Below are 20128 nucleotides of genomic sequence, written 5' to 3' on the forward strand. Positions count from 1 at the left end.
CGGGCGTCGGGGGGGGGGGGGGGGGGCAGCAGGCGGCAGTAGGCTGACCGGCCGTGTCGATCGTAGGCGAGCGCGTCTCGCAGGCCTATCCAACCGAGCTGCTCAGCAACCTCACGCTGCGCGAGCTGCGCTCGAAGTACAAGCGCTCCGTGCTCGGCTGGACGTGGTCGATCGCCAACCCCCTGATGACGATCGCCGTCTACACGGTGGTCTTCGCCACGTTCATCGACATCCCGCCGCCGGTCGGAGATCCGAGCGGGATGCACATCTACGGCTTCTTCCTCGTCTGCGGGCTCCTCCCGTGGACCCTCCTCGCCCAGGGCCTCACCGGGGCGGTGTCGTCGCTCACGGCCAACGAGGGGTTGATCAAGAAGGTGTACTTCCCGCGGTCGGTCCTGACGACGGCCACCGTGCTGTCGTGGCTGGCGTCGCACCTCATCGAGGTGGGGGTGCTCCTCGTCGCCCTGCTGCTGTTCGGCAACATGGTGCTGCCGTGGGCGGTGCCGCTGCTGCTCGTCACGCTGCTGCTCAGCGGCTTCATCCTGGGGCTCGGGCTCCTGCTCGCCCCGGCGAACGTGTACTTCCGCGACATCGAGCACTTCACCGGAATCTTCCTGAACCTCTGGTTCTGGCTCACCCCGATCATCTACCCGGCGTCGCTGCTCGAGCACCGGCAGGTGGGTGGCATCGAGCTGACCACGTTGCTGGAGCTCAACCCGATGTTCCACTTCGTCGAGGCGTACCGCTCGCTGCTCTACGACCTGGCGTGGCCCTCGCTCACCACGTGGTTGGCGATGGTCGCCGCCGCCGGCATGGCGGTCGTGGTCGGCGCCCTGGCGTTCCGCCGGCTCGAGCCCCGCCTCGCCGAGGAGCTCTGATGGGCGACATCGCCATCCGCGTCGACGACGTGGCCAAGCGGTTCCGGCTCATGCACGAGCGGAACAGCACGCTCAAGGCCACGATCATGCGGGGCGGCAAGAGGGCGGACTTCGAGGAGTTCTGGGCGGTCGACGGCGTCTCGTTCGACGTGCCCCAGGGCTCGATGTTCGGCATGATCGGCCACAACGGGTCGGGCAAGAGCACGCTGCTCAAGTGCATGGCGAGCATCCTGCGCCCCGACCGCGGGTCGATCACCGTCGAGGGGAAGATGTCCGCCCTCCTCGAGCTGGGCGCCGGGTTCCACCCCGAGCTCACCGGCCGTGAGAACGTCTTCCTCAACGGCTCGATCCTCGGCATGAGCACGCGGGACATGCGCGCGAGGTTCGACGACATCGTCGAGTTCTCCGGACTCGCACGCTTCATCGACCAGCCGGTGAAGAACTACAGCTCGGGCATGTTCGTGCGGCTGGGGTTCTCGGTGGCCATCAACGTCGAGCCCGACGTGCTCCTCGTGGACGAGGTGATGGCGGTCGGCGACGAGCAGTTCCAGCAGCGCTGCGTCGAGAAGTTTGCCTCGCTGCGCGCCCAGGGGCGCACGATCGTCGTCGTCTCACACGGCCTCGAGTCGCTGCGCAACCAGTGCGACACCGTCGCCTGGCTGGCCGAGGGCAAGCTGAAGGGCCTCGGGTCGGCTGGCGAGGTCATCGACGCGTACCTCGCCGAGGTGCGCTCCCGCGACGTCGACGCCATCGCGGCGTCGCACGCCGACGACGCGTTCACCGACGTGGGCATCGAGCTCATCACCCTGGACGGCGCCGGCGAGCGCACCCGGACGCTGGCCACCGGTCAGCCGGCGACGTTCCGCACCCGCTTCGTGCCCCCTGCCGAGCCCGACGAGGTCGACGTGACGCTCGAGGTCGCCCGGCCGGACGGGATGGTGCTCTCCCGCAGCACGAGCCGGGTGGCGAGCGGCGTGTCGGGCAAGGTCGACGTCGTCGACTACGGGGTCGACCGCCTGCCGCTCCTCGCCGGCGTCTACGACCTGTCCGTGACCGTCACGAGGGCCGCCACGAGCGAGGTCCACCTCCGTGCCGACAAGGCGCTGCGGTTCCAGGTGCAACCCACCGACGGTGACCGCACCGGCCTCGTCACCCTGGCCGGTCACTGGCGAGCGGCCACCGACGAGCCGTGACCGGCGTCCCCCGGCCCGTCGAGGCGCTCGACCCCGAGATCGGGCTGCCACGCTCGACCGACCCGCTGGTGTCGATCGTGGTCCTCGCGTGGCGCCAGGCCGACCTGCTCGACGCCTGCCTGCGGTCGCTCGCCCAGCACGACACCGAGGTCCCGTTCGAGGTGGTGCTCGTCCTGAACGGCGCGACGGCCGAGGTCCGCCGGCTCGTCGCCGACCGGGTCCAGGGGGCGGTCGTCGTCGACTCCTCGACCAACCTCGGGTTCGCGGGCGGGAACGTCCTCGGTGCGTCCGTCGCCCGGGGGGAGCACCTCGTCCTGCTCAACGACGACGCCGAGGTGCTACCGGGCTGGCTCGACCAGCTGGTCGCCGCGGTCGATCGCCCCACCGTCGGCGCGGTCGGCTCGCTCGTGCTGTTCCCCGACGGCACGGTCCAGGATGCGGGCGGCGCGATCTGGCCCGACGGCTGGACGTCGATCGCCGATCGGCACCACCCGGTGCACATCGCCGCACGTCGTGGACGCCGCCGCGTCCACTACGCGTCCGGGTGCTCGCTGCTCGTCCGCCGAGAGGCGTGGGACGCCGTCGGGGGGCTCGACACGCGGTACCACCCTGCCTACTTCGAGGACGTCGACCTGTGCCTCGCCCTCGACCAGAAGGGGTGGGAGGTGCTCGTCGAGCCGACGTCGATGATCCTGCACCACGAGTCGGCCTCGTCGACCAGCCGCTTCAAGTCGTTCCTGTTCGAGCGCAACCACCGCCAGCTGCTCGACAAGTGGGGCCGCGTCGTCACCGAGCGGCCCGTCCCACCGCCCGGCGCCGGCGACCGCACGCTCGACGCCCTGGCCATGCTGCGCCGGGACGGCCCACGCATCCTCGTCGTGGACGATCGCGCGCCACGAGCGGCCGCCGGGTCGGGCTTCCCCCGGACGCTCGAGCTGCTCGTCCAGCTGGCGGGGCGCCCACACCTCCAGGTGGCGATCCTGCCCACCGCCTTCGGCGACGTGTCCGCCGAGCTCGACGCCGCCCGGCTCGGCATCCAGGTCCTCGCCGGCGACTTCGCCGAGCAGTGCCGGCAGTTCGATCCGGACCTCGTCGTCGTGTCGCGGCCGCACAACGCGGCGCGGGCGCTGCCCGTCCTCCGCGACGTCTGCCCTCGGGCCGTCGTCGTGGCCGACGTCGAGGCCCTCTTCCACCGGCGGCTCGACCTCCAGGCCGAGGTCGTCGGCGACGCCCGGGAGGCGGCGCGCCTGCGACGTGAGGCCCGCCGCGTCGAGGCCATGGAGAGGGAGATGGTCGTCGCCGCCGACCACGTGATCACGCTCTCGGTCGACGAGCACGCCTGGATCGAGTCGGTGCCCGGGCACGCCACCGCGCACCTCGTGCCGCCGTGGTCCTCGAACCTCACGATGCAGCCGAGCCGGTGGGAGGAGCGGCGCGACACCCTGTTCGTCGCCGGTTGGGCCGCCGGGCCCGGAGCACCCAACTCCGACGGGCTCATCTGGTACCACGACGAGGTCCTCCCCCGCCTCCTCGACCTGGCGCCCGACGTCGGCCTCGACGTCACCGGCGGGCGCCCGGCGCCCGACGTCGCCGGGCTCGCCGGTCCGCACCTCCGGTTCACGGGCCGCGTCGACGACCTGGCCGAGGTGTACCAGCGCGCCCGGGTCGCCGTGGCCCCGGTCCGCTTCGGCGCGGGCGTCAAGCTCAAGGTGATGGAGGCCCTCCAGATGGGCGTCCCCGTCGTCACCACCTCGGTCGGCGCCGAGGGCTTCGAGGCCGAGCTCCGGCAGGCCATCGTCGTCCACGACGACCCGGCCGACACGGCGGCTGCCGTGGCCCGCCTGGCCACCGATCGGGACGCCTGGTTCGAGCAGCGGTTGCGCATCGAGGTCGCCTGCGCCCGTACCATCGCCCGAGGCGCCCCCACCATCGCCGGCACGCTCGAGGACATCCTCCCGGCGATGGCCGCCCCCGACGCCCGAGACGCCGCCTCATGACGCCAGCCAGCACGCACGACCTCATCACCGCCTGCCTGCCGACCGACGGTCGCACGCTGGTGCTCGGGGGGCCGCCCGCGCTCCTCGACGCCGTCCGGGCCCGCAGCGCCACCGCCGAGCTGTGGGAGGGCGGGCCGGCCGAGGGGTCGTTCGACGCCGTGATCGTCGCCCAACCGCTGGTCGAGATCACCGACCCGGCGGCGCGCGTGCAGGAGCTGGCAGGTGCCCTCGGGCCCGAGGGACGGCTGGTCCTCGTCGCCCCGACGACCTCGCACGCCGCGGCGCGCCTCGGTCTGGCCCTCGATCCGCCCTCCCCGGAGGAGCTGTCGCGAGCGGCCGCCGTCGCCTGGCCGGCCACCCGGGACCTGCTCGGCTGCGCCGGGCTCCACGTGTGGTGGGACCTGCCCGTCACCGCGCCCCTGCTGCGTGGCTCGGGCGTCGACGACGCCGACGTCTCCGCCGACGTGCTCGCCGCGATCGGGAGCGAGCCGGACGCGCGGATCGACGCCGTGGTCGTCGTCGCCGGGGTGCGCCCGGCCCCTCCGGAGGATCGTGCGCTGCTGACCGCCCTCGTCGGCGAGCTGGCCGAGCTGCGGGCATCGGCCGCGGAGGACCACCGGCGCCTCACCGAGCTGTCCCGGGGCGCCGAGCACGCGAGCCGGGCGATCGACGAGGCAGCCCAGCTGCGGGCCGAGGTGGCGAAGCTGCGGCTCGAGCTCGACGCCGCGACGGCCGACGCCACGGTGCGCGCCGACTACGTCGCCGAGCTGGAGGACCAGCTCTCGAGGCTCGAGGACCGGCTGGCGCGCGGGTTCGTCCGGCTCGGTGCGCGCGCGGACGCCGCGATGCTCCGCCACGAGCGCCTGGGCCGCGTCCACGCGCTCGGGGGGCGCCTGCTCCGGATGATCCGCGGCCGCTGACCCGTGATCACCCCATGACCTGGACGGTGGAGCGCCGCGCCGTCGTCGGCGTCGTCGCTCTGGCGGTGGCCCTCGCCGTCCACCGGGCGGTCGCGCTCAGCGGCATCGACGTCACGGTCGCCACCGACGAGATCGGCTACATCGCCAACGCCCGCCACCTCGCCGGGGGGTACCCCGACGTCGTCATGACCGGGACCTTCTACTCGGTGGGGGCCTCGCTCCTCCTCGTCCCGATCGCTGCGCTCACGAGCTCCCCCACCACGCTGCACGTCGCCGGGATCATGGTGAACGTCGCGCTCGCCTCGCTGCTGGTCGTCGCGCTCCACCAGCTGCTCCGCCGGCACCTCGGCGCCGGGCCCACCGCGGCCTTCGCCGGAGCGGCCGTCGCGGGCACGATCCCGTGGATCACGACGAACGCCGCCACGCTGTGGAGCGAGACGCTCCTGTCCCTGCTCGTCGTGGTGTGGCTCCTCGCCGTCGGCCGGCTCCGGCCCGGCCACCGGTGGGCGCCGGTGGGGCTCGCGCTGTGCTCGGTGGGCCTCTACGCCGTGCACGCCCGCACCATCGCGATGCTCGGGCTCGCCGTCGCCCTCGTCGCGGCGGCGACGGCTCTCGGCCGGGTCCGACCGTCCGCCGCCGGCCTCGCGGCGCTGGTGGCCGTCGTCGGCGTGGCGACCACGCGGCTGCTCAACCGGGCCATCGCCGAGGCGGTCTACCTCCGGGGGCAGGACGCGGCCGGTGAGGGCACGCTGGGGAAGCTGCGCTGGGAGGACGTCGGCAGCTACCTCGACAGCCTCGCCGGGCAGTCGTGGGGTCTCCTCGTGTCGACGTTCGGTCTCCTCGTCCCGGGGGTCTGGTTCCTGGGTCGGGGGGCGTGGCAGCGGCGCCGCGAGGTCCTGGCACGCGAGACCGGCGACGCCGATGCCGATGCCGACACGTCCGTCGGTCGGTTCGACCCGATCGTCGCCGGCGCGGCACTCGCCGTCCTCGCCTGGTTCGTCGCGGTCTCCACCGCGCAGATCGGCACGGGCATCGCCCGGCTCAGCCGCGGCGTGGTGGACACCAGTCGCGGCGACCTCCTCGTCTACACCCGCTACGTGGAGCCCATCGCGGTCGTGGTGGCCGCCGCCGGGGTCGCGTGGGTGCTCGACCGGCAGGTCCGGGCACGAGAGCGGTTCGCCGTCGCCGGGGCGACCGTCGCTCTGCTCGGCGCGCTCACGCTCTGGATCCGCAGCGCCTTCCCCGTCGAGTGGTTCGACTCGTTCTTCAGCCCGTCGAACGCGTCCGTCGTCTACGCCTGGATCCGCTGGGTCGACTCGTTCTCGCCCGCTCGGATCGCCCTCCCCGTCGCCGTCCTCGCCGGACTCGCCATGGCGCTCCCCGAGCTCGGACGTCGCCTGGCCCTGGTCGCCGCGGTCGTCGTCTCGCTGGCGCTCACCTCCACGGGGGTGGCCGACCACCTGCGCTTCTTCAGCGACTACGGCCGAACGCACCGCGCCGTGCCGATGGCGATCAACGAGGCCGGCGTCGACGAGGTCGGGTTCCTCGCCCCCTGGGACGGATCGCCCTTCTACACGTACCAGTTCTGGCTGACCGACGCGAGCTACGTGCTCGTCGACGAGGCGGACCTGGCCACCGGACCCGAGCTGCTCATCGCCCCGCTGGAGTGGCCCGGCGCGGCGAGGCAGGGCGCGGTCCGCGTCACCGCCGACCCGGAGCTCGGCACGGCGCTGTGGCGGCTCCCGGGGTGATGCCGTCGCGGGTCCCCGCGGTCGGTAACCTCGCCGTTCCACGTGCGCTCACCCGAGCGCCCTCCCTGATGTCCCCCACCATCGACCGGTCCGGAGCTGAACGGGCGTGATGATCCACTTCCTCGGTCCCGTGCCGCCGCTGCGCGGAGGGATCGCCCAGCACAGCGATCGACTGCTCGACGCGCTCGTCGACGCCGGCCACCACGTCACCGTCGATGCGTGGTCCCACCAGTACCCGCGACGCCTCTACCCGGGGGACGAGGTCGATCCGTCCGCCGTCCCCCGCCCCTCGGCGCGCTTCACCCTCCGTTGGTGGGACCCCAGCTCGTGGGTGCGAGCCGGGCGCGCTGCCCGCACAGCCGACCTCGTCCTCATCCCGTGGGTCACACCGGTCCAGGCCGTCGCCTACCTCACCGCCCTGCGTGCGGCATCCGGCACGCCTGCGGTCGGGATCATCCACAACCCGCTGCCGCACGAGCGGCGACCCTTCGATCGCGTGCTCACGCGGTCCATGCTGCGACGGCTCACGGGCGCCGTCACCCACGCCCGCACGGTCTCCGAGGAGGTGGGCAAGCTGGCGCCCGGGCTGGCCCTGCGCGAGGTCCCGCACCCGCCGAACCTCGACGTCGAGGAGGCTCCGCTCCCCGACGGCCCTCCGTGGCGACTGCTCTTCCTCGGGTTCATCCGCCCGTACAAGGGGCTCGACACCGCGCTCGACGCCATGGTCGAGCTGCGCCGCCGGCGCGACGACGTCACGCTCACGATCGCCGGCCAGGTGTGGGGCTCGCCCGACCCGTGGTACCGGGCGATCCACGAGCGCGGCCTCGACGACGTCGTCGACTTCCGCCCCGGATACGTCCCGAACTCGCGCCTGGGGCTCCTGCTCGCCGAGCACCACCTCGTCGTCGCGCCCTACCGCAGCGCGACGCAGTCGGGGATCGTGCCCCTCGCCCAGGCCGCCGGCCGGGGCGTCATCGCCACCGACGTGGGGGGCCTGTCGGAGGCCCTCACCGACGGCGTCGACGGCTACCTGACCCCGCCCGGCGACGTGCCGGCCTTCGCAGCGGCCATCGAACGGGCGCTGCCGCGTGTGCAGGAGCTGGCCGACGCAGCCCGCTCGGCGTCCTCCTCGTGGCGCGACGTGGCCGAGGCGGTCCTCGCCGTCGGGTCGCCGACCTCGGACCGCTAACGCCCGCCGGCCGCCTCGATCGCCTGCTCGAGGGGCGCGACGACCGCAGCCGGGGAGAACTCCCGCCGCGCCAGCGCGCCGGCCCGCCGCCGCATGTCGGTGAGGACATCGCGGTCCTCGGCCAGGTGGAGCAGCGCCGCCGCCAGTGCGGCGTCGTCGCCGGCCGCCACCAGGACGGCGTCGTCGCCGAGCAGCTCACGATGCGACGGCGTGTCCGAGCTCACCACCGCGCACCCCGCCGCGGCTCCCTGGAACAGCTTGTTGGGCACGACGCGCCACGCCTTGTCGCTGGTGCCGAAGATGCCGAGGCACACGTGGTGCTCGGCGACCATCCGGGCCAGCTCGGGACCGGGGAGCCAGTCGAGCCAGGTGACGTGGGGGTTCGGGCTCGCGAGCGCTCGGGTGCGCTGGTAGTCCTGCCCCGTCCCGATGATCGTCCAGGCGATGCGCGGGTCGTCGGCGAGTCGAGCGATGGCACGGCCGATGACAGGGGTCCCCTGGAGCGGCGTGAACAACCCGAAGAACACCACGCGGAGCGGCCCGTCCACCGGATCGGGCGCCGGGTCCCGGAACCACAGCTCGGGGGCGCCGACGGCGACCACGATGCTGCGACCGCGCGCCTCGTCCGGAAGCCGTGCCCGCTGCGCCTCGGTGTCGACGACGATGACGTCGGCGGTGCGCAGGGCCGCGCGGTCGATCGTGTCCAGCAGCCAGCTCACGGGTGAGCGGGGGCCGATCCGCCGGTCGCGCGCCGTGTCCCCCAGCGCGACGAGGAAGTCGAGGACGATCGGCGCGTCGAAGAGCCGGCGTGCGAGGTGCACGTCGAAGTGGCCGAGGTAGCCGACCACGACGACGTCCGGGGCCGGCAACGTGCGCGCCATGCGCCACAGCGCCCACCACGAGCGCAGGATGCGGAGCAGCATGCGCGGCGCTTCCCATGGGCGCTGGGCGATCCGGACGCGGAGTGCGGTGTCCACGTTGAGCGGCACGTTGCAGACGTCGATCGTCGCGCCGCGAGCGGCCAGCCCCTCGCGGAGGACCTGGACGCGCGGATGGGTCGACTCGTCGAACGTTCCGAAGAACAGGACTCGCACGCTGGGACAGTGCTCCCGCTGACGCGGACAGGACAGAGGGGAGCGATCCTACGGGCCGAGCGCGCCGCGCACGACCTCAGCCGCCGGCGGACCCAGCCCGCGTGCGGATCCGACGCTCCGAGGTGGCCAGTCCCACGCCGCCGACGACGATGGCGACGGCGAGGAGCACCGCGCGGTCGACGGTGGCGCCGAGGATGCCATCGGAGAAGGTGCGGCCGAGGGCGACCGCCGCGCCGCTCATCGAGAGCTCGCGCACGCCGAGAGCCGCCGGGGTCAGCCCGACGAACGTCGCCAGGCCGATGACCGGCGCGAGGACGAGGAAGAGCACGTAGGGCTCGTCGTACCCGAGCCAGCCGAAGGTGAGCTGCAACCGCCACGCGGCGAGCAGGTACTTGACGAGCTCCAGACCGAGCACCCAGGCGGCCACGTCGGGACGGTCCTGCAGGTCGGACCAGCCCGAGCGGAAGGCCATCCACGCCCGCGCCAGCCGGCCGCTCCGCTGCGTCTCCGGCAGGGGCACGATGCTGCCGACCAGCGCTCCGAGGAGCATGGCCGCGAAGCACGCGAGGAGCACGGGCGACCACACCCCATCGGTGGCGCCCACGAGGATCGTGCCCACGAGGCCGAGGGCGCCCGTGGCCATGACCGTCAGCACGAGGTTGGCCCCGTACCCCGACGTGGCGCGGCTGTAGGGGAGGTCGTGGACGGCCCTGAGGTACCGAAACCGGTACAGCGTCCCCACCTGGCCTGGCAGGTGGTTGAGCAGCTGCCCGGCGGTGAACAGCAGGTAGTTCTCGGTGATCCCGAGCGGCGCGCCGACCGCGCGGTAGAGCTTCTGGAACTCCAGCGCGTTCAGCCAGTGACCGACGACCACGAGCGACGCCACGAGCGCGAGGTCCGCGAGGGGCACCTCTGCCAGCGGTTCGAGGTCACCTCGCCGGCTCCACATCACCCACACGAGCGCGGCCACCGCCACGACCGTGAGCGCCACGTTGAGGACCCGGCGCACCCCTGGGGGACGGCTCAACGACGGACGAGGCGGGCGAAGGCCGCGTAGGAGGTGAGGAGCCCGATCGCCTGGAAGGCGTGGTTCGACAGCGTGAGGCGCTGCCGGTAGACGTCCTCCGCTCGCTTCCGCCGAAGGATCACATCGACCGCAGCGAGGTCGACCTCGAACGGCAACTCCATCAGCAGGTCGGTCACCTGGCCGCGGAGGGGTCCGCTGAACCACTCGTCGATCGGCGCCATCGTCGGGGCCTGCTTCCGCTGCTCGACGACCGACGGCGGGAGGAGGCCGGAGTCGACAGCTGCCTGCTGGAGGACAGGCTTGCCCTCGGCCGCGGCCAAGCGCCCGGCCGGTCGCACGAGCTCCGGCGGCATCTGAGCGATCGACTCCCGGAACGAGGTCGTCGTGTAGGGCGAGTGGATGTCGAGCCCGGAGACAAGGGTCGCCCCCTCCACCTTCGCGAGGCTGTGACCGGCGATGGCGTTGCCGTCGAAGGCCAACCGGACGGGATCGGTCGCACCCGTCGCCGTTGCGAGCCGACGCCGGATCTCGGCGATGGTCTCGTCCTGCACCGGCCTCGGAGTGGGCGAGAGACGACGCAGGGCGACGTCGTCCAGGTACTGAGTCGGAAGGTGATGCGATGCAGCACCGCCGAGCAGCGCTGCCCTCAGGGAGCTGCGACCGACGCGGGCCACGTGTCCGAGCCGATCGTCGACCGACCGCAGGCTGAGCGCGCGCAGCGATGCTCGGAGAACCGGTGACGGGACCCTGCCCAGGCCCTGGCTCGCGGCCGATCGGGTGTTGACCGTCGGGTAGGCCAAGAACACGGCGTCGCAGCCGTCACCGGAGAACAGCCGCTCGACCCCGGCGGCACGGGCGGCGGAGGCAGCCACGATCGTCTGGATCTGGTAGTGCGGCTGGGCCCCCGGCTGGTTCACGAGCTCGGGGAACCGCGCCAGCGCGTCGCCGATGACCTCGGCGGTGATCGGGACGGGGTGGTGGTCGGCCGCAGCTGCGCCCACGGCCTCCTCGACGTGGCGCTGGTTGAAGCGGTCGTCGTCGAAGTGGAACGTGAAGGTCGACACCCGCTTGCCCAGCCGGTGGAGGCCGGCGGCGACGAGCGCGGAGTCGAAACCGCCGAGGAGGACGCCGACGTGGTCGACCCCTCGCGACTGCTCGTCGAGCACCTCGAGCAGCAGGTCCGCCACGCCGTGCGGCCCGTCGGGGGGCGGGACCGGCTCGGCCGCGCCGGGGCGCGGCGCGTCCCCCGACGGGCCGGCGAGCGGCGGCCCGGCCAGGGCGATGCACCCGGGACGCGCCAGCGACCGCACACCGGCGAACATCGTCCGGTCGTCGGGGAGGAAGCCGAACCCGAGCTGGAAGTCCTCGTAGCTCCGGTCGAGGGCGGCACGCTCTCCCAGCCCCTCGACCAGCGCGCCGACCGACGTGGTGACGAGCCACCCCGAGGGGTCCTCGTGGCCGAAGAGGCGGAGGTTGCCCGGTCCGCTCCCGACGACGGCACGCCCGTGTTCGGGGTCGATCACGGCGGCGACGGTGTGCGCCGGCGGATCGCCGTCCAGGACCGCCCACGGCGAGGCGGTGGGATCCCCGATGCGCACCCCGACCCGGCGACCGTCCCTCCCCACCTCGAGGACAGGGCCCCCGTCGTGGACGACGGCGAGCCACGCGGGCGACCCGGCGTCGCCGAGCACCTCGAGGCGACCGCCCTGCGACGCCAGCCAGCGGGCAGCCCGCTCGGCTTCCTCCGCCCGCGCCGGGCTCGCGACGACAAGACCGTTGCGCATGCCGACCAACCTAGGAGGCAGCCGGGCGGCGATCGGCGACCAGGGCGGCGACCACGTCCGAGGTCCGGCCCGACAGCGCCCGCAGCTCCGGCGAGCGCTCGGCGAGGATCCCGCGGACCTCGTCGGCCCGGGACGCCAGCGCGCCGAGGCGCTCGGCGAGGCGCTCCCCCGTCAGCTCGGACACGTCGATGACCCACTCGTCCAGGCCAGCGGCCTCCGCGAGGCCGTGTGCCTTGTGCTCGTAGGGCACCACGACCACGGGCACCTCGGCGCCCACGGCGAACACCGCCGGGTGGTACCGGCCCGCGACGACGAGGTCGGAGGCGGCGACGATGGCACGCTGCTCGTCGCTGTCGGCGCTCTCGGGGGCGACCTGGACGTCGACGCCCCGTGCGCGCAGCTGCGCGGCCAGCTCCTCGAGGTACGGGGTGTCACGGTGGCGACCGTGGACCTGTGGCAGCAGCGTGACCCGACACGGGCCCCGCTCGGCGAGCGCCGACAACCCGGCGATGACGGCGGCGTCGTGGGCGGCGCGCGTGGCTCCGGGATCGCGGAACGCGGCCGCCACCCGCAACACGTCGCCCTTCGACGTGCCGGCGTCCGGCGGCGCGACGCGCGCCGGATCGTCCTGGAGCGCCGAATCGGTGGTGACCTCGACCTCGAGCCCGGGAACCAGCTCCCGGATGTGGGACGCCGATCGCTCCTCGCGGACGACCACTCGGTCGAACCACCGGTAGCCGCGCCGCCGCACCGGGTTCAGGAACCGGTTGCGGAACGGACCAGCCGACGGGGCGTAGAGCGCCAAGGGAGTCCGGCGTACACGGGCCATCCACACGAAGAACCAGTGCACCGCCTCGTGGTCGGCGTACAGGTCGCCGAAGTAGGGACCGCCGGGGGCCGAGACGACGACGTCGGCGTCGTCGTAGGCGTCGAGGATCCGTCGGCCCACCGGGCCTGCGAGCGAGCGCGCCGGCAGGCGCCCCGCGAGGAGCATCGCTGCGGCCGCCAGGCGCAGCGCCTCGACCACGGGCAGCCGGATCGGCAGGTAGGTCACCGGCTGCGGCGTCGCGACGGCGCTCTCGGCGGGGTCGTTGAACTGGTGGAGCACGGTGAACCGGGCACCCGGGAGGCGTCGGTCCAACCCGGCGAGCATCGCCCGCATCGCGGCCTCGTCACCGCGGTTGTCGCCGTGCTGGTTGACGATGAGGACGTGCGGGCGGGCGGCGTGCGCCCGTCGGGGATCTGCATCGGTCACCGTTCGAGGGTACAAGCGACGGCCGTGGGTCTCGGGCGAGGTCAGCGCCGCGTCGTCGCCCACCACCGCTCCACGAGCGCGTCGTGCCGTCGCGCACGGGTGCGGAGGAGGTCCCGAGCCTCGATCACGGTCGACGACGCGACGATGGCGCGCTCGGCCACCTCGGCGAGCCCTCGCCAGCCGTCGTCGTCGTTGGAGATGCCGGCGACGCCGGGGACGCCGGCATCGGCGACGAGCGTGCGCACCTTGTCGACGTGGCCGACCAGCACCGTGGGCCGCCCGGCGAGCAGTGCGGCGATGCCCCCGTGGTAGCGCATGGAGACCACGAGCCGGCTGGCCGCCACCTCGTCGATCACCGTGTGGCGGTCCGGCGTGGCGGTCGTGACCTCGACCCCGTGCGCGGCCAGCGCGTCGGCCACCGACTCGCCGACGAGGTCGTCCCGACCGGCCTCGAACGCGACCAGGTGGACCGGTAGGTCGAGCGCCCCGGAGAGCGCGGCGAGGGCAGGGACCGCATGGCGGCGGGCGGCCCCGATGACGCGCTCGCGCCGAGCAGCTGCTGGCTCGGGACCGAAGCGGCGCGCCGTCGGCGGTCGTAGGCAGACGACGATCCGGTCCGCTGGTGCAGCCGACGGGTCCGGCAGACCGAACACGAGGTCGGCCGTCACCTCGGGACGGGGCAGACCGAGCGCCGCGACCACGTCGGCCGAGTGGGCGTCGCGGACGACGAGCGGCACCCCGGCGAGCACACGGCGTGCCAGGCGCTGGTTCACGGCGCCGTCGAGCGGGCCGACACCGAGGCCGAGTCCGCGCACCGGGACGCTCAGCGCCCGCGCCGCAAGGACGCGGGCCAGGTGGCGCCCGGGGTTCAGCGGCGAGCTGTCGTCCTGGAGGAGACCACCCGGTCCGAAGATCAGGCCGTCGGCGTCGCGCAGCGCACGCAAGAGGCGGTCCGGCCGGCGCTCCGGGACGGCCTCGAGCCCGTGGTCGCGCCGCGTCTCGGGTGCATCGACGGAGATGGGGAGGAGCTCGGCGCCCACCGGCTCCAGGAGCCGCCGGAGGGCGTCCAGGAGGAGCTCGTCGCCGAGGTTGGTCGAACCCGTCCAGCCGGCGACGACGAGGCGGGGACCGCCGCTCAGAAGACCACCGTCGGCGGGACGGTGCGCGGGTTGCGCCATGTGGCGGGATCGAGCGCGACGCGGTGCAGGAACGTGACCGCCTCCCCACGGGTGACCGCGGCGTCCGGCGCGAAGTCGCGGCTCCCACCGACCCCGGTCGTCACCTCGTGGAACGCTGCCCAGCGCACGGGGGCCTCGTAGAACGCACCGCCGACCGTGTCGCGGAAGCCGTGGGGGCGGTAGGGCGCCGCCTGGCCCGCGTAGCGCCACAGGAACGTCACGAGCTCCGCTCGGCTCACCGGCGCCTCGGGACGGAACTCGTTCGTGCCCGCGTACCCCTGGGTGACACCGGTGGACCGGGCCCAGGCGACCGCTGGGGCGTAGAACGCCGACGACCGCACGTCGGCGAAGCCCGCACCGCCGCCGGTCGACGGCCGTCCCGCCAGGCGCCACAGGAACGTGACGACCTCGCCTCGGGTGACCGCGCCCGCGGGCTCGAAGCGGTTCGATCCCGCGACGCCCGTCGTCACCCCCTCCGACCGGGCCCATCGCACGCCGGGCTCGAAGAACGCCCCTGCCGAGACGTCGACGAACCCGTGCGGACCGGCGGCCGCCTTCGGGACGGCGGCGTTCGAGCGAGCCGAGGCGAGCACCGCGCCGTCGCCGTCGAGCACCTCGACGAGGTACCAGACCGGCCGACGGTTCGCGAGCCCCGTGAACGTGTGCGTCGACGCGTCGGGCGGCAGGTCGAGGGCGGCGGACCCGTCGCTCGGTGTGACGCGCACGCCGGCGGCACCGCCGTCGGCGGCCACGAGGTTCGCCCACCGGACCGTGATCCGGCCGGGGCCGGCCGTGGCACGGGCGCAGCCGACGCGCCGCGGCACCTCGCACAGCGCCCGATCGACCCGCACCAGCGAGTAGGCCCGGGGCGCGTACGGGTCGGCGACCGGGAGCCCGGAGTCACGCAGGCGCGCCTCCATCGCCGCGACGTCGAGGCCCGGCTCGGCCTCGCGGAGGAGGGCCATCGCCCCCGCCACGTGCGGCGCCGCCATCGAGGTGCCCGCGTCCCGGCGCAGCCCCCCGCCGACGTCCGCCGATTCGATTCCGGTGGACGGATTCGCAGCGCCAGGAGCTACGAGCGAGACCTTTTCAGAGCGCAGCGAGAACTGCGCCATTCCACCCGAGGTATAGGTGGCTCCGATTGGCGTCGCAGCAGAGAAGCACGCCGGGGCCTGGATTCCGTAGGCGAAGCCGACTGGTCCGTTTCCGGCAGCGACCACCAGCGCCGTACCCGAGCTGCGGAGCTGGTTGAACACAGGCACCAGGGGGTCCACCGAGCCCAACAGGCGATCACAGTGCCCTCGGCTGACCAGCGCATCGAAGCCAAGCGAGAGATTGACCGCCACGGTGTCACCGGGCCAGTTCTGTCGGTTGTCTCTCACCCACTCGAGCGCCGACCGGATATCTGCGGAGGAGCCGCGCAGAATTGGGGCGCCGTTCCTATCAACACCGACGGAGAACACGCGAACCGACACGAGGTTCGCCCCTGGAGCCACGCCGCGCGGCGCATCGCGACCGACGGCGATGGCCGCCACGTGTGTACCGTGCGCACAATCGGGGTGAGCCGCCGGATCGCAGTGAAGTCCAGAACCCTCGCCAAACGGATCGTCCCGACAGTCGTCGGCAAAGCACGCCTCCGCCACGAGGCTTTCTTGGAGGCTCGGGTGCGTCACGTCGACGCCGGTGTCGATCACCACGATGGTGGAGCCCGATCCGTCGAAACCGATCGCGCCACCGACGTCAGCAGCCCCGATAGCTCTCACCGACTCGCTCAAGGAGAGCACGAGCTCGCGATTGGGAGATACCGATGCCACCAGCCCGGACCGCTGGAGGGCAGCGAGCTCGGCGTCGTCGACGTCGACCGCCACCCAGGTGCCATCGGCGCCGACCCGGTCGACCGTCGGCTCGGCGGCCCCGCCGTCGGGCGCCGCAGGGCTGCCGGCGAGACCGGCGACGAGCGCCGCACCGTCGACGTCGGACGCGTCGACCGGCCCCGGACCGGCGAGGTGCGGGGCGAGGTCGGCCACGGTGACCCCGGGCGCGAGGTCGACGATCACGGAGTGCCGACCGTCCTCGGCCGTGGCCGCTGCCGCACCCGACCCGACGTCGGCCGATGCCGCGCCGGACGGGACGAGCAGCGCTGCGAGGAGGACGAGCGACGCGATGCACTCCCGGACCGGCAATTGACTCCCCCATGGTCGCGGGCGACGTGGCCCGCCCGTCTGATCAGAACAGGACGGTAGAGGGTACCGGACCGCTCCACGCACTGGCGGTGCGGGCCAGGCGGTAGAGGAAGGTGACGAGCTCGCCGCGCGTGACCCGGGCCTCGGGCTCGAACCGGTTGGTGCCCGAGACCCCGGTGGTGATGCGGTGCTGCGCCATCCACGCGATCGCATCGTCGTAGAACGCGCCGCGCGACACGTCCCCGAACCCGGACGGCCCGGCGGGAGCCGGCCGACCCACCATGCGGTGCAGGAACGTCGCGACCTGTCCTCGCGTCACCCACTCGCCGGGCTGGTAGAGCCCGGAGGTGCCGACGCCCGTGGTGAGTCCGGCCTCGTCCAGCCACCGCACCGCGGTGGTGAAGAAGGAGACGTCGGGGACGTCGGGGAATCGGTTGGCGATCGTCGGGCGCTGCGAGTCCATCATCCGGTGGAGGAACGTGGCCATCTCGGCGCGCGACACCGGGTCGTCGGGCTTGAAGAGCCCGGTGTCGCCCACGCCGGTGGTGAGCCCGATGAGGGTGGCCCAGATGACCGCGTCCTGGTAGAAGCCGTCGACGGCGACGTCGCGGAAGGGTTGCTGCACGACACGGGCGTCGCGGCGGATCGCGCCGAGGCTGGCGTACAGGGTGCCGGGGCACTCGGTCTGGCGGACGTCGCTGTGCCCGGTGACGTGGGAGAGCCACTTCGTCGTGCCGCCGTAGTCGGTGTAGAGCGACTGGCCGCGAGGGTCGACGCCGTGGAGACCGAGCTTCCAGGCGACGAGGCGGGTGATCGAGTGGACGGCGGCGGCGGGCGGCGCGACGCCCGACAGCGTGCCCAGGTAGCAGATGCCGACCGTGCGGGTGTTGTGCCCGTAGCTGTGGCCCCCGATCACGGCCTTGGCGACGCCACCCGCCCGGCCCTCCCAGAGCGTGCCGAACCGGTCGACCAGGAAGTTGTAGGCGATGTCGGACCAGCCGTTGCCGTCGATGTGGTACGCCTGGATCCCCCGGATGATCCCCGGCACCTGGGCCTGCGAGTACCCGTTGGTGCCGGCGGAGTGGTGGATGATCGCCGACTGCACGGTGGGGGCGACGGGGATCGATCCGACCGGCCGCGCGCTCCACGACGAGCGGGGGTGGATCGTCGGCTGCGGGGCGAACGAGGTGACCGCGGGGACCTGCGCGTAGCCGGCGATCTCGTCGGTCTCGCGGACGAGCACGACCTCCAGGTCCCGGGCGTCGCCCGGCAGCTCGATCTCGTAGGCGTCGGCGCTCTCGACCCACATCGGGTCGCTCCGGTGACGGCCGTCCGACGGGACGTCGTCGGGACGGTGGTCCTCCCCCACGTGGAGGTGGTCCCACGGCTGCCACTCGCCCCGGCGGCGGACCCGCACGCGCGCCTCGGCGGAGGTGTCGCTCGCGAACCGGACGCCGATGACGGTGAAGGGCGCGATGCCTTCCTCACGGGCGAGGAGAGCGCCCGAGCCCGCGGCCATCGCGGCGAGCGCCGCGCCGCCCTCGGACGACGGCGCCACGGCGGCCAGGCGGGGGGCGACGGTGTCGACGCGCAGCTCGGGCTGCGCGACCTCGGCGATGGGCGCGGCGTCGGCCCAGTCCTGCGTGCGGCCCCGACGGCGTCCGCCGAGCACGAGCGACCCGACGGTGCCGGTGCCGACGCTCGCGACGGCGCCGGTGGCGAGGCCGCTGCGGATCAGGTCGCGACGGGACAGCCGACCGGTGGCCGGCCGGGGGTCGGTGGTGCTCACTGGGCGATCTCCGGTGGGGGCGACCACCGCGTCCAGGCCGCGGGTGTCTCGGCCATGCGGTGGAGGAAGGTCACGAGCTCGCCGCGGGTGACCGCGGCGTCGGGCTTGTAGAGCCCGGTGTCCCCGACGCCGGTGGTGAGGCCGAGGTCGAGCAGCCACCCGACGGGCCGGGCGTAGAAGGCGGTGCGCGGCACGTCGGGGAAGAGCGTCGGCGGCTGTGCGGCGGGTTCGCGGGCCAGCCGGTGCAGGAAGGTGGCCAGCTCGCCGCGGGTCACGGCACGGTTCGGCTCGAAGAGCCCGGAGTTGCCGACGCCGCCGGTGATGCCCTCCGCCGACAGCCACTGCACGGCGGTGCCGTAGAAGGCCGACGGGTCGACGTCGGGGAAGCTGGTGCCGCCCGACGGCGGCGACGCGTCGACGAAGCGGTAGAGGAACGTCGCCAGCTCGCCGCGGGTGACCGCACGGTTCGGTTCGAACCGGCCCGTCGATCCCACGCCGGTGGTGATCTCGTGCTCGACGGCCCACTCGACCGCGCCGGCGTAGAACGCGCCCGGCGCGACGTCGGAGAAGCCCGATCGCGTGATCGCCCACTTCGACGAGATGATCTGGCGGCTGCCGCCGGCGCGGGCGTTCACGGTGGTCCGGAACTGGTGCGCCGTCATCTCCCGCGTCCCGCCGGCGTGGTCGATCCAGACGGTGGCGCGGTTGGTCCGGCCGCCGACGCCGATGTTGCCGCCCAACCGGACGTCGCGGACGCCGCTCAGGCCGAACCAGCTGCCGATCTCGTCGAGGGTGTAGGTGCGCACCCAGCGGTGGTTCGGGTTGGACGGCGTGGCGTCGCCCGGGTCCGGGACCCCGTAGGCCCACGGCACCTGCACCTGGTTCTCGAACACGTAGCCGCTGTCGGCGGTGTGGCCCCCGCTCGACGACGAGTACCACGTGGTGGCGATGGTGCTGCCGCTGTAGACGACCTGGTTCTGGGTCGCGTCCACCGCGGCCACCCAGCGGTCGCCGTAGGCGCCGCCCTCCTTGTCGTACCCGGCGTAGACCTGGTCCGCCACACCGGGGTCGAGGTGGAAGGGGCGGTCGCCGCGGTCGCGGATGGTCGCCGCAGCGAAGGAACGGGCCGCCACGACCTGGGCCTTCAGCGCGTCGGCGTCCCACGACGAGGGGATCTCGGCCAGCCCGTACAGGTACTGGTTCATCGACAGGTTCTGGACCCCGACGCAGGTGCGGGCGCTGCACCCGGTGTTCGCGAACCGACTCGTCGGCAGGATGGCGAGGTCGCCCCACTTGTACTGCCGGGCGCCGAGGAGCTCGGGGAGGCTGGCGTGGCGGCCGCCCCGCAGCTCCACGACCACGGCGCCGGGCGCACCCTCGTACCTCGTCACTCCATCGATCTTCACCAACATGGTGCCGCCCGAGTAGCCCACCCGGATCTCGGCGTTCGCCGGGGCCACGTGGCTCCCGGCCGGGTGGTGCACGCGGGTCCCGCTGCCGTGCAGCCGCACGACGGTGGTGCCCGCGGTCTGGGTGAGTCGCACGCGCACGTCGTGGAAGTAGGCGGGCAGCGACGGCGGGTTCGCGATCGAGACGTCCCGGTAGTAGTGCCGGAGGATGTCCTGGTAGCTCGCGCCGGCGTCGGCCATGCCCTTGGCGCCGTACTGGCTCATGCCGATGCCGTGGCCCCAGCCGCCCCCCGTGATCTCGAGCTCCCCGGCGCTCGCGCCAGCGGGGGTGGGCGCGGCGACGACGACCCCGCAGAGCGTCGCCACGGCGAGCGCGGCAGCGGCGAGGGAACGGCGGAACGACACGCTGCGGGGACCTCCTGGGCGCGGTGAACGACTGCGGTCTCCGCCCGCTGAACGTCACGAGGGTAGACCCTCGCGC

The 20128-nt window shown here is 73.6% G+C and carries 14 protein-coding genes; 6 read left to right on the top strand and 8 right to left on the bottom strand.

Features of this window, described 5'->3' with window-relative positions:
* Positions 1-53 precede the first annotated feature (53 nt).
* The 6 genes from GH723_RS12455 (at position 54) to GH723_RS12480 (ending at position 7928) form a co-directional block, all read left to right on the top strand.
* Complete coding sequence (locus tag GH723_RS12455; RefSeq protein ID WP_153759950.1) at positions 54-878, top strand: ABC transporter permease; 825 nt, start codon at positions 54-56, stop codon at positions 876-878.
* Complete coding sequence (locus GH723_RS18515; protein WP_195210277.1) at positions 878-2071, top strand: ABC transporter ATP-binding protein; 1194 nt, start codon at positions 878-880, stop codon at positions 2069-2071. Before GH723_RS12455 ends, GH723_RS18515 begins: the two co-directional genes overlap by 1 nt.
* A complete protein-coding gene (locus tag GH723_RS12465) occupies positions 2068-4068 on the top strand; it encodes a glycosyltransferase (protein WP_153759951.1) in 2001 nt (666 codons plus the stop codon). The genes GH723_RS18515 and GH723_RS12465 overlap by 4 nt, the downstream gene beginning before the upstream one ends.
* On the top strand, positions 4065-4988 hold the full coding sequence (locus tag GH723_RS12470; RefSeq protein ID WP_153759952.1) for a hypothetical protein: 924 nt from the start codon (positions 4065-4067) through the stop codon (positions 4986-4988). The genes GH723_RS12465 and GH723_RS12470 overlap by 4 nt, the downstream gene beginning before the upstream one ends.
* Before the next feature lie 14 nt (positions 4989-5002).
* Positions 5003-6739 (top strand): hypothetical protein, encoded by a 1737-nt coding sequence (locus tag GH723_RS12475; protein ID WP_153759953.1) that lies wholly within the window; start codon positions 5003-5005, stop codon positions 6737-6739.
* Between the two features lie 109 nt (positions 6740-6848).
* Entirely contained in the window at positions 6849-7928 is a 1080-nt protein-coding gene (locus GH723_RS12480; protein ID WP_229023229.1) for a glycosyltransferase, read from the top strand.
* Here the strand turns inward: GH723_RS12480 and GH723_RS12485 are convergent.
* The 8 genes from GH723_RS12485 to GH723_RS12520 all read right to left on the bottom strand — a co-directional run bounded on the left by GH723_RS12485 (position 7925) and on the right by GH723_RS12520 (position 20052).
* Positions 7925-9022, bottom strand: a complete 1098-nt coding sequence (locus tag GH723_RS12485) for a glycosyltransferase (protein WP_229022814.1) — start codon at positions 9020-9022, stop codon at positions 7925-7927. The two genes, GH723_RS12480 and GH723_RS12485, sit on opposite strands and share 4 nt — an antisense overlap.
* 76 nt (positions 9023-9098) lie before the next feature.
* The gene (locus GH723_RS12490) at positions 9099-10049 is read right to left on the bottom strand and encodes a lysylphosphatidylglycerol synthase transmembrane domain-containing protein (RefSeq protein WP_153759955.1); all 951 of its coding nucleotides are present in this window, start codon (positions 10047-10049) and stop codon (positions 9099-9101) included.
* Positions 10046-11833, bottom strand: coding sequence for an asparagine synthase-related protein (locus tag GH723_RS12495; protein ID WP_153759956.1), 1788 nt, complete (start codon positions 11831-11833; stop codon positions 10046-10048). The genes GH723_RS12490 and GH723_RS12495 overlap by 4 nt, the downstream gene beginning before the upstream one ends.
* Before the next feature lie 10 nt (positions 11834-11843).
* Positions 11844-13088, bottom strand: coding sequence for a polysaccharide pyruvyl transferase family protein (locus GH723_RS12500; protein WP_153759957.1), 1245 nt, complete (start codon positions 13086-13088; stop codon positions 11844-11846).
* 41 nt (positions 13089-13129) lie between these two features.
* The gene (locus tag GH723_RS12505; RefSeq protein WP_153759958.1) at positions 13130-14266 is read right to left on the bottom strand and encodes a polysaccharide pyruvyl transferase family protein; all 1137 of its coding nucleotides are present in this window, start codon (positions 14264-14266) and stop codon (positions 13130-13132) included.
* Positions 14224-16323, bottom strand: coding sequence for a S8 family peptidase (locus GH723_RS12510; RefSeq protein ID WP_153759959.1), 2100 nt, complete (start codon positions 16321-16323; stop codon positions 14224-14226). Before GH723_RS12510 ends, GH723_RS12505 begins: the two co-directional genes overlap by 43 nt.
* 169 nt (positions 16324-16492) lie before the next feature.
* Positions 16493-18238: an S-layer homology domain-containing protein gene (locus tag GH723_RS12515; RefSeq protein ID WP_153759960.1), complete on the bottom strand. Its 1746-nt coding sequence runs from the start codon at positions 18236-18238 to the stop codon at positions 16493-16495.
* Positions 18235-20052 carry an S-layer homology domain-containing protein gene (locus GH723_RS12520; RefSeq protein WP_153759961.1) on the bottom strand — a complete coding sequence of 606 codons (1818 nt, stop codon included), beginning with the start codon at positions 20050-20052 and terminating at the stop codon, positions 18235-18237. Before GH723_RS12520 ends, GH723_RS12515 begins: the two co-directional genes overlap by 4 nt.
* Between the last annotated feature and the right edge of the window lie 76 nt (positions 20053-20128).

The organism is Actinomarinicola tropica (assembly GCF_009650215.1).
GTDB lineage: Bacteria > Actinomycetota > Acidimicrobiia > Acidimicrobiales > SKKL01 > Actinomarinicola > Actinomarinicola tropica.

Bases quoted from the DNA above. Each gene is read 5' to 3' on its own strand.
- GH723_RS18515 (WP_195210277.1), top strand. From the start codon at position 878: ATGGGCGACATCGCCATCCGCGTCGACGACGTGGCCAAGCGGTTCCGG.
- GH723_RS12470 (WP_153759952.1), top strand. From the start codon at position 4,065: ATGACGCCAGCCAGCACGCACGACCTCATCACCGCCTGCCTGCCGACC.
- GH723_RS12475 (WP_153759953.1), top strand. From the start codon at position 5,003: ATGACCTGGACGGTGGAGCGCCGCGCCGTCGTCGGCGTCGTCGCTCTG.
- GH723_RS12480 (WP_229023229.1), top strand. From the start codon at position 6,849: ATGATCCACTTCCTCGGTCCCGTGCCGCCGCTGCGCGGAGGGATCGCC.
- GH723_RS12495 (WP_153759956.1), bottom strand. From the start codon at position 11,833: ATGCGCAACGGTCTTGTCGTCGCGAGCCCGGCGCGGGCGGAGGAAGCC.
- GH723_RS12505 (WP_153759958.1), bottom strand. From the start codon at position 14,266: ATGGCGCAACCCGCGCACCGTCCCGCCGACGGTGGTCTTCTGAGCGGC.